Source organism: Vicinamibacterales bacterium, assembly GCA_036496585.1.
GTDB lineage: Bacteria > Acidobacteriota > Vicinamibacteria > Vicinamibacterales > 2-12-FULL-66-21 > JAICSD01.
Genome location: DASXLB010000035.1, coordinates 1 through 9999 on the forward strand (window position 1 = coordinate 1; position 9999 = coordinate 9999).

Below are 9999 nucleotides of genomic sequence, written 5' to 3' on the forward strand. Positions count from 1 at the left end.
ATGCCGACGTCGAGCGCGCTGTCTCCGCAGGACGAGATGAAGACCTTCTCGCTGCCGCCGGGCTTTCACGTCGAGCTCGTCGCGTCGGAGCCGCTCATCGACTCGCCGATCCTGATGGACTTCGACGCCGACGGCCGCTTATGGGTCGTCGAGATGCCGACCTTCCTGCCCGACATGTCCGGACGCGACTCGAAGGAGCCGCTCGACCGCGTCAGCGTGCTGGAAGACACGGACGGCGACGGCGTGATGGACAAGAAGACCGTGTTCGCCGACAAGCTCTCGGGGCCGCGGGCCCTGAAGGTCCTCGAGCACGGCGTGCTCGTCGGAGATCCGCCGAATCTGTGGCTGATGAAAGACACCGACGGCGACCTCAAGGCCGACACCAAGGAGCTGGTCGTCAATACGTTCGGGAACCCGAACGGAGGGATTGAACACAACGCGAACGGTCTGTTCTGGGCGATGGACAACGTGATGTACTCGTCCGAACACGTCTTCGATCTGAAATGGCACGACGGAAAACTGGAGCCGCTGCCATCGCTCAGCCGCGGCCAGTGGACCGTGTCGCAGGACGATGCCGGCCGCATCTACCGCAACGTCAACGATTCGCCGCTGTTCGTCGATTACACGCCGTCGCGCTATTTCCTCCGCAACCCCAACGGCGTCCGCACCCGCGGCCTCTACGAGCTGCTGATCGAACAGGCGGACGCAACCGTGTATCCGGTGCGCAGCAACCGCGGCGTCAACCGCGGCTATCGCGATCCGTTCTTCCGTGCCGACGGCTCGTCGACCGTCATTCAGGGCGCCGGCGGCCCGGCGATCTATCGCGGCGACACCTATCCGAAGGACCTGCAGGGCAACGCCTTCATTCCCGATTCGCCGACCAATCTCGTGCACCGGATGGTGGTGGCCAACGACGGGTCGGGGCGGCTGAAGGCGACCAACGGCTACGCCCGCGGCGAGTTCCTCGCTTCGTCCGACGAGCGCTTCCGCCCGGCGAGCGTCTACGACGGTCCCGACGGCAGTCTCTACGTCGTCGACATGTATCGCGGGGTCGTGCAGGCCGGCGGCCTGTGGAGCGAATACCTCACCGACTACATCAAGACGCACGACCTGCAGATGCCGGTCGGCAAGGGACGGATCTGGCGGATCGTCTACGGGAACCGGCCGGCCCGACGTCCCTCGGCGCCGGCACTCGCGAAAGCGACCTCGGCTGAGCTGACCCAGACGCTCGCCAATCCGAAGGGCTGGTGGCGCGACACCGCGCAGCGGATCCTCGTGGAGCGTGGCGACGCGAGTGTGGCGCCGGCGCTGACCACGCTGGCTGCCAGCGCGCCCGACTGGCGGACGAAGCTGCACGCGCTCTGGACGCTCGACGGCCTCGACGCGATCGACGTGGCGTCGGTACGCAAGGCGCTGACCGACACGAATGCCGACGTCCGTGCGTCCGCCGTGCGGTTGTCGGAGCGATGGCTCGACAAGGACGCGGAGCTGCGAACGGCCGTGATCGGTCTCGTCGCCGACCGGAACTGGAACGTTCGCCGCCAGGTGGCGGCCTCGCTCGGCGCGATGCCGTCGGCCGATCGCGTGGATCCGGCGGTGACGCTCCTGACGCGCGATGGCGCCGATCCGATCATCGTCGACGCGGCGGTCAGCAGCCTGAGCGGCGTGGAAGCGGAGGTGCTCGCAAGAGTGATGCAGGCCAAGCCGGCGGCCGCGGCGGCGCCGCCCAATGAAGCCGTCACGATGCTGGCCGGCGCGGTCGCGAAGAGCGGCGACGTCGCGGCGGTGCAGCACGTCCTCGACGTCGCGGTGGACGCGTCGCGGCCCGAGTGGGAGCGCACGGCGATCCTGCGCGGTCTCGACGCCGGCCTGCCGGCGCGCGGCGCCACCGGACGCGGCAATCGCGGCGGCGGAGGTGGCGGGCTGCCCGGATTGAGCGCGCCTGGCGGCCGTGTTGTCGTGACGCCCGGCCGCGGCGTCTCGCTGCCGTCCGAACCCGCCGCACTGTCGGCGCTTGCGGGCGGTACTGGCGCGATCGCGGGCCTCGCGAAGAATGTGTCGGCGAAACTGGATTGGCCCGGCCGCCCGGCGCCGCCGGTGGCGACCGCCGCGCCAATGACGGCGGAGCAGCAGAAGCGCTACGACGCGGGCGCCGAAATCTACAAGAACATCTGCCTGGGCTGCCATCAGGAAGATGGCCGGGGCAAGGAGAAGGTCGGCGGCAATCTCATCGACTCCCAGTTCGTCAACGCGCCCAACGCTGATGCGACGATTCGCATCCTGCTTGGTGGCAAGGAAGGACAGATCGGGCTGATGCCGCCGCTCGGTCCGGCCCTGACCGACGAGCAGATCGCCTCGGCGCTCACCTACATCCGCCGCTCGTGGGGACACACCGCGTCGCCGGTGGATCCGCTCAACGTCATGGAAGTGCGCGGCCTCTCGAAAGGGCGTGCTAAACCATGGACGAACGAAGAACTGCAGGCCGCCGGCCGCGGCGGCCGCGGCGGCGGACACTGAACGATTAGCTGACTGGCAAACGGAGGAGACGGTGAAACTGACATTCGCCATCGCGGCGTTGACGAGTGCGCTCGCGGCGGTGCCGTTCGCACAGACCCCCTCGTCGAAGGGGCTGCAGGTCTACGTCATCGACACGGAGGGCGGCAAGTCGGCGCTCTGGATCACGCCGTCGGGGCAGACGGTGCTCATCGACAGCGGCAACCCCGGGGGGCGCGACACCGACCGCTTGATGGAAGCGATCAAGGATGCCGGCGTCACGAAGATCGACTACCTGGTCACCACCCACTACCACGTCGATCACGTCGGCGGGATGCAGGAGCTGGCCAAACGGATCCCGATCGGAACGTTCGTCGATCACGGCGCGACCGTCGAAGAGCGCGAACAGGTGGCGAACTTCCAGGCGAGCTACAAGGAGCTGTACGACAAGGCCAAGCACATGGTCGTGAAACCTGGCGACAAGCTGCCGTTGACCGGCATCGACTGGCTGATTGTCACCGCCGCCGGCGAGGTGCTGAAGAAGCCGCTGCCGGGCGCCGGCAAGCCGAATCCCGAGTGCGCGTCGTTCCAGCCCAAGGACATCACCACCGATCCCGAGAACGCGCAGTCGGTCGGCAGCCTCGTCACCTTCGGCCAGTTCCGCTCGATCGATCTCGCCGATCTGCTGTGGAACAAGGAACACGATCTGATGTGCCCGAATAATCCCATCGGCACCATCGATCTCCTGATGGTCTCGCACCACGGGACCGATCCGTCGAACTCGCCGCAGCTCATTCATGCGCTGGCGCCGCGCGTCGCGGTGATGCAGAACGGCACCCGCAAGGGCGCCGGTACCCAGACGATGCCGACGCTGCGCACGTCGCCGGGACTCGAAGACATCTGGCAGCTGCACTGGGGCTACGGCGCAGGCATCGAGCAGAACAGCGCCGGCGTCTTCATCGCCAACGTCGACGACAACCAGACGATTGCCAACGTGCTGACGGCGCCGCCGCGCGGCGGTGGGCCGGGCGGTGGCCGTGGTCCGGGCGCCGGGGCGCCGGGCGGCGGGGCGCCTGGCGGCGGTGGCGCTCCCGCGGGCGCGCCGGGTGCGGCCGGAGCGCCGCCGACTATCGTATCGCCGCCATCGACGATGCCCATCCTTCCGCCTGGCGCTGGCGCGCCTCAGGGTCAGCTCGCGGTCGGACCGCCGGCTGGCGCGCCCGGCGGACAGGGCGGTCCGGGTGGACCTGGTGGTGCGGGTCGAGGCGGCGGCGGAGCGCAGGCGCACACGCCGGCCTACTGGATCAAGGTCGTCGCCCAGCAGGACGGCTCGTTCACCGTGTCGAACAGCCGCAACAATTTCAGCAAGACGTACGGTGCGCATCCGCGCGCGAAATAACTCCCGACTTCCCATACCCAGCTTTTGAGTTGGGCGTTGGGAGGTGGGGCTTGGAAGTTCTGAATTGGGAGGGCTCGGTATGAAGCGTGGACTGTTTCTGTCAGTTGGCGTCGCGCTGTTGTGCGCGACAGTGGGAGCGCAGCAGCAGGCGCCGCAGACTGCGCTGCCGGGCGTACCGCCCGGGCCGCCCCCGCCGACCGGACCGCACATTTATTTGCGCACCGGCCTGAAGACGCACGGCGCCGGCCAGCACGACTATCCGCAGTTCCTCGGCGACTGGAGCAAGATCCTCACTGATCGGAACGCCCTCGTCGACGGCTCGCTGCATTTCCCCAAGGCGTCGGAGCTGGAAGGCGTCGACGTCATCGTCATGTATAAGGGGGATACCGGCTACATGACGGCGGAGGAGAAGACGACGCTCGAGAATTTCCTCAAGCGCGGCGGCGGCCTGGTCAGCATCCATGACGCGCTCTGCGGACCGGATCCCGCCTACTACTCGACGATCCTCGGCGGCGCCAAGAAGCACGGCGAGGTCAACTACACGCTCGACGCCAACGTGCCCTACACCGTGGTCGACAAGGCGAACCCGATCATGGAGGGGATGTCCGACGTGTCGATCCGAGACGAGGCGTTCTATCTGATGACCTGGGCGCAGTCGCCGAAGATCCACGTGCTGGCCACGGCGAAGATCGACGACACGCCGAGCGCCAGGAGCGCGGGGCACGTCGGCGAGGAAGTGCCGCAGATCTGGACCTACGAGAACACGCTGCCGGGTGGACAGCCGTACCGCGTGTTCGTCTGGATGCAGGGGCACGAGTACTCGAACTTCACCGACATCCGCATCGAGCCGATGCTCCTGAAGGGGATTGCATGGGCGGCGAAGAAGCCGTATGACGCGCTCCTGACCGTCCGTACGCCTGCGCAGCGCGGCGGCGGCGCGGGCCGGGGCGCCGGCCGCGGCGAGGGGCGCGGCGGGACGGATCGTTCCGGGCAGTGACGTTGCCGTGCGTTACCGCGCTTCATTCGGCGCGGGTATAGGCGTCAGTCGCCGGCTCGCGGCGCCGGGCCTGCTGCAATCGTGATGACGCTGGATATTCGATTCGGAAATCTCAGTGTGCCGGCGCTGCTCGGCACCGGCACACTGTTCGACCACGCGGCGACCGAGGCCATCCGCGCGCTCACCGCGGATCGCGTGTTCGTGGTCGTCGACGCCGTTGTCGCGCGGCTGTACCCGGACGACGTCAATCGATTCGCCGCTCTCGGAAGTTTGCCGGGGGTGGTCTTCGTCGCTCCCGAGGGCGAACGCTGCAAGACTCTCCCTGTCCTGGGAGACCTCACGGAAGCCTGTCTGACCGGCGGGGCGACGAAGCGCTCCCTCGTGCTGGTCTTCGGCGGCGGCGCCACCATGAATCTCGGCGGTCTGGCCGCTGCCCTCATCTATCGCGGCCTGCGACTCTGTTACGTCCCCACGACATTGATGGCGCAGAACGACGTCGTCCCGTCGATGAAGACGGCGATCAACGTCTGCGATCGGAAGAACAATTTCGGGACGTTTCACGCCGCCAGCCTGAGTGTCGTTGACACTCGCTACCTGCAGACCCTGCCGGCCGCGCAACTGCGCGCCGGCATGGGCGAGCTCGTCAAGAACGCGCTCGTCCTTGGCGGCGATCACTTCACCATCGCCGAGCGAATGCTGGACGCCCACGACCGCGGTGCGGTGGACGATGCGCTGCTCGCGGAGATCGTCGAGGCGGGGATTCGCGCCAAGCTTCCGGCGCTGGCGATCGACCCGCAGGAAGCCCGCGCCGGGATGATCTTCGAGTACGGCCACACGGTCGGGCATGCGCTGGAACAGTGCTACCCGGCGGGCGTGCTGCCCCACGGTCTTGCCGTGTGCTGGGGCATGCGGTGCTGCTCCTACGTGGCGTCGCAGCTCGGCCTGATGGACGACAGCGAAGCGGTGCGCCACGACGCGCTCATCCAGCGTCTGGTGCCGGAAGCGCTGCCGGCCCCGTTGCCGAGGGTCGACGACGTGATGTTCCGTGTGATGCGCGACGGCAAACGCGGACGTGCCCTGGAGTCAGCCGACGAGTGCAGCTGCGTGCTGCTGTCCGCAGTGGGCACGCCGCTGGAGAGTGCGACGATGCTCTCGAAGTTCCCCTCAGCCCTCGTCGTCGACTGGCTCCGGACCCAGGGCCTTCACGACTGATTCCAGTCCCCCCGCCGCCGTCCGACTGGGGTCAAACCGGGGTCAAACCGGGGTCAGACCACCATGCGATCGTAGGGGTACGCAAGAACGATGTGAAAAGGGGAACCTGCTCCGTCCAGAACTGCGTACCCCTCTGATCGCATGGTGGTCTGACCCCGGTCTGACCCCGGTTTGACCCTCGTCGGACGGCTGGTTCAATCTTGGCGGGCGTCGCGACCCGTGTGGTCGGTCAGGAGCGCGGTCGAGATCAGGCTGACGAGAGCGCAGAAGGCGATGAAGACGGCGATGGCGCTGCCGGATTTGTAGCGGCCGAGGAGCCAGGTCGCGACGAGTGGCGCCGGGCCGCCGGCGAAGATCGACGACAACTGATAGCCGAGCGAGGCGCCGCTGTAGCGCACGCGGCCGGCGAACGATTCGGCGATGAGCGCGGCCTGCGGGCCGTACATAAGGTCGTGCGGCAGCAGCGACAGCGCGATCGCGAGGAACACCAACGCCGGCGCGCGCGTGTCGAGCAGGCCGAAGTACACGAAGCCATAGAGCCCGGTAGCCGCCGCGCCCATCATGTAGATGCGTTTGCGGCCGAAGCGGTCCGACAGATGTCCGGCGAGCGGCGTCATCGGAAACGAAATGACCGTCGCGGCCAGCAGGGCCATGAGCAGAAAATTGCGCGGCATGTGGAGCGTGCCGGTGCCGTACGCAAACACGAACGCCGACGCGATGTAGAACGGCGCCTGCTCGCCCATGCGACAGAGCGCGGTGAGCACGATCTCGCGCGGCTGACGACGGATCGCCTCGAGCACGGGCGCCGGTTCGATCCGTCTCTCGGCAGCGAGACGTGCGAACACCGGTGTCTCCAGGATGCCGACCCGGATGTAGAGGCCGACACCGACCAGGACGCCGCTCAGCAGGAACGGGATCCGCCACCCCCACGCGAGAAACTGCGGGCCCGACAGCGTGCTCGACGCCAGCACGGCGAGGTTGGCGAGGAACAGGCCGGCCGGCACGCCGAACTGCGGCCACGACGCGATGTAGCCGCGATGCTGGTTCGTCCGCGCCCATTCCATCGCCAGCAGCACCGAGCCGCCCCACTCGCCGCCGACCCCGATCCCCTGGACGAAGCGCAGCAGCGTCAGAATGATGGCTCCCCAGATGCCGATGCGCGAGTAAGGCGGCACCAGCGCGACGAGAAACGTCGCGATACCCATCAGCAGCAGCGTCGCGATCAACGCCGACTTCCGGCCCAGGCGGTCGCCGTAGTGGCCGAAGATGGCGGCGCCGATTGGCCGCGCCACGAAGCCAACGGCGTAGATGGCGAACGCGTTCAGCGTGCCGACGCGCGGGTCGGAGTTGGGGAAGAACAGCGGCGCGAACACCAGGCCGGTGACCGTGCTGTAGAGGAAGAAGTCGTACCACTCGATCGCGGTGCCGACCGTGGCGGCCAGCACCGCGCGACGCAGGTGACGGCGGTGTTCGGCTTCGGAAAGGGGCGCCGCGCTCACTTCACGTCCGTCGACGTCGACACTTTGAACACGCGGAAGTCCGAATAGGTGGCGTGTCCGGTGAGCGTCTGGCGCGACGCGGTCACTTCGTAGTTCTCGTCCATGACGACCGGAACCCAGAGGTCCAGCTTGTCGACGTGCGCGTAGGTGACGGCCGTCTGCGATCGGATGACCGGCTGTCCCGGGGCGCTGGCCGACTGCATGCGGATCTCCGTCTTCACGACCCGGCCGCCGCTCGCCATGTCGATCCAGAACGTGCCCTCCGCGGGCGCGCCGTCGTTCGTCCGGACGAGCCGCGGCTGGCTCTGTTCCGTGAACTGCAGCGTCACGCAATTGACGCCGCCCACCCGATCGGGTCTGCCGAGCCGGAACGCCGAGCGCGACTGGTTGATGCCGCGCAGATACAGCAGCGCGGTCATCGGGACGTTGGTCGTGCGATCGATACGTGCCGTCTCCGGATTGAGGTTGAAGCGCGCGCTCTCGACGGCGATCTTGCGCGCCTGCTCGAGCGAATCCGGATTGACGTTCTGGAGAATCCGGCTCAGGCGTTCTTCGCGATCGTGGACCGGCCGGCCGTCGACCTCGAAGATGTCGCGAAACGCGACCCAGCCGCGGGCGCCGAGGCTGATGGTCATGATGTTTGCGCGAGTCTTCCTCGTGGTCGGGGCCGTTCCGGCGGTCTCGACCGCTCCGCGGCTCACGACCGCGCCGTTGATGCCCTGACGGGCCGGTGTCGTCGTCCCCGCCGCGGCTCCGCCCAATGGCGGTACGGATTGTTCGTACTGCTCCTCGGCGCCGATGGCGCCGATCCGGTGCTCGTAGTCCTGCAGGTAGGCGGCCGCGGCGGCGAGCGCGGCATCGAGCTCCGGCGTGTGCTCGGTCAGGACGATCGGCGCCGCCGCCGGCGCCACCGTGAAGGCGACCTCGCGGAACGATTCGGCGCGCCCTTGCTTCGCGTCGACGCGTAGGACGTAGTCGCCGGGCGGCAGGTCCTTGAGCGGCAGCGGCACGCGCACGTCGGCGCTCCGATCCGCGAAGCGGGCGTCCGGCAGCGACAGATGCCTGGCACGGCGGCCGCGGTTGTCGAGGACGTTCGCGTCGAGGCTGACGGCTTGCGCACCGCCGTTGTCTCCGCCGCGATAGGCCCGGAGAAACGCCCAAGCGGAACCGTTCGCGTTGAACTCCCGCGCTGTCGTCGGCACGATCGGGATCGCCGGTGCGCCGTCTGGGAGCGAGCCGGCATTCTCGCGCGTGCCGAGCACGACGTCCGACAGCCCCAGACTTCCTGCGTCGAACGACGGGATGGTGACGTGCGTGAAGACACTCGACGCGGCGCGCGTATCCGCGTTCATCACGGCGGCGCGCAGTTCGTAGTCGCCGGCCGGCAGCGTGACGTAAGTCTGCAGCTCGACGAAGGCGCCCATGCCAGCTGCCCCCGGCGGCACCTGGATTGTGCCGGCCTGTCGCGCGCCGCCGACGCGCCGGCCGCGCGCATCGCTGGCCAGCACCGCGATCTCGAGCGGGATGGATCCGGACTTATCGGCGAACGCGGACGCGTCGAGCGTCACGCCGACATAGGCGTGGCCGCGATCGGGGCCGGCAAAGGCCGCCACCGACATGCCGAGCGGAGGCGACGCGTCCGGCAGCAAGTCGGTCAGCGCGCGCTCGAGCGGTGAGGTCGGCGTCGACGCTGCCGCCGTGGCGACGGCCGCGGTCGACGGGCCAAGGTAGCGCGCCGTGTGCACGTCCACGCCCTTGCGCGCGACCTTGACCTGGATGTCGTGTCGGACCTCGCCGGTGCCCTCGATCGGTTCGAACGCGAGCAGGTAGTAGTTGTCGCTCTCACGCAATACGTCGGGTACCATCCTGAACGGCTCGTTGCTATTGAGAATGGTGCGGCCGCCGGTCAGGTCCGGCAGGACGCCCAGATTGCCCTGCGCTTTCATGAAGTCGTCGCGCTCCTGAGTCAATTGCCCTCGCAGCGCGGCGCCGTCGCGGTTTTCAATTCCGTTGGGGACGGTGGCGCGCGTCGCCGGACCGACGCTCGCGACGCCCTGGGGATCGATCGAGTGCACCGTCATCCCCGAGGCGCCGAGCGCGTCGAACAGCGCCTCGCGCGAATCGCGCACGAGCTTGTCGCAGCTCAAACCGTTGTTCATTGGCGCAGTACCGGTCTGGACGATGATGTTGCTGCCAACGAACAGCAGCACCTTGCGCCGCGGCACGTCCCGCACGTCATTGGCGATGCGCGCGATCATGTCCATGACGCACAAGCCGCACAGGCAGCGTCCGTCGGTCATCGGATTGTTCATGTCGAGCATCTTGATGATCGGGTCGTCCGTCTGCGCCTGGGTCAACGTCTGGCTCCAGTCGCTCGACGCGATCGTCTTGTGCAGACG

6 protein-coding genes are annotated in these 9999 nt (G+C 68.0%); 4 read left to right on the forward strand and 2 right to left on the reverse strand.

The annotated features are described in order from the left end of the window. The 4 genes from VGI12_11555 to VGI12_11570 form a co-directional block, all read left to right on the forward strand. Window positions 1-2517: HEAT repeat domain-containing protein (locus VGI12_11555; protein ID HEY2433298.1), on the forward strand; the 2517-nt coding region annotated here is incomplete at its 5' end. Window positions 2518-2548: 31 nt separating this feature from the next. After that, complete coding sequence (locus VGI12_11560; protein HEY2433299.1) at window positions 2549-3892, forward strand: MBL fold metallo-hydrolase; 1344 nt, start codon at window positions 2549-2551, stop codon at window positions 3890-3892. 79 nt (window positions 3893-3971) lie between these two features. Next, complete coding sequence (locus tag VGI12_11565) at window positions 3972-4889, forward strand: ThuA domain-containing protein (protein HEY2433300.1); 918 nt, start codon at window positions 3972-3974, stop codon at window positions 4887-4889. A gap of 84 nt (window positions 4890-4973) precedes the next feature. Then, window positions 4974-6101 (forward strand): hypothetical protein, encoded by a 1128-nt coding sequence (locus tag VGI12_11570; GenBank protein ID HEY2433301.1) that lies wholly within the window; start codon window positions 4974-4976, stop codon window positions 6099-6101. 194 nt (window positions 6102-6295) lie between these two features. On the opposite strand, the gene VGI12_11575 is transcribed toward VGI12_11570, so the two are convergent. Beyond that, window positions 6296-7600: an MFS transporter gene (locus tag VGI12_11575; protein ID HEY2433302.1), complete on the reverse strand. Its 1305-nt coding sequence runs from the start codon at window positions 7598-7600 to the stop codon at window positions 6296-6298. Beyond that, window positions 7597-9999, reverse strand: a 2403-nt coding sequence (locus tag VGI12_11580; GenBank protein ID HEY2433303.1) for a hypothetical protein, incomplete at its 5' end; no start/stop codon positions are given. The genes VGI12_11580 and VGI12_11575, both read right to left, overlap by 4 nt.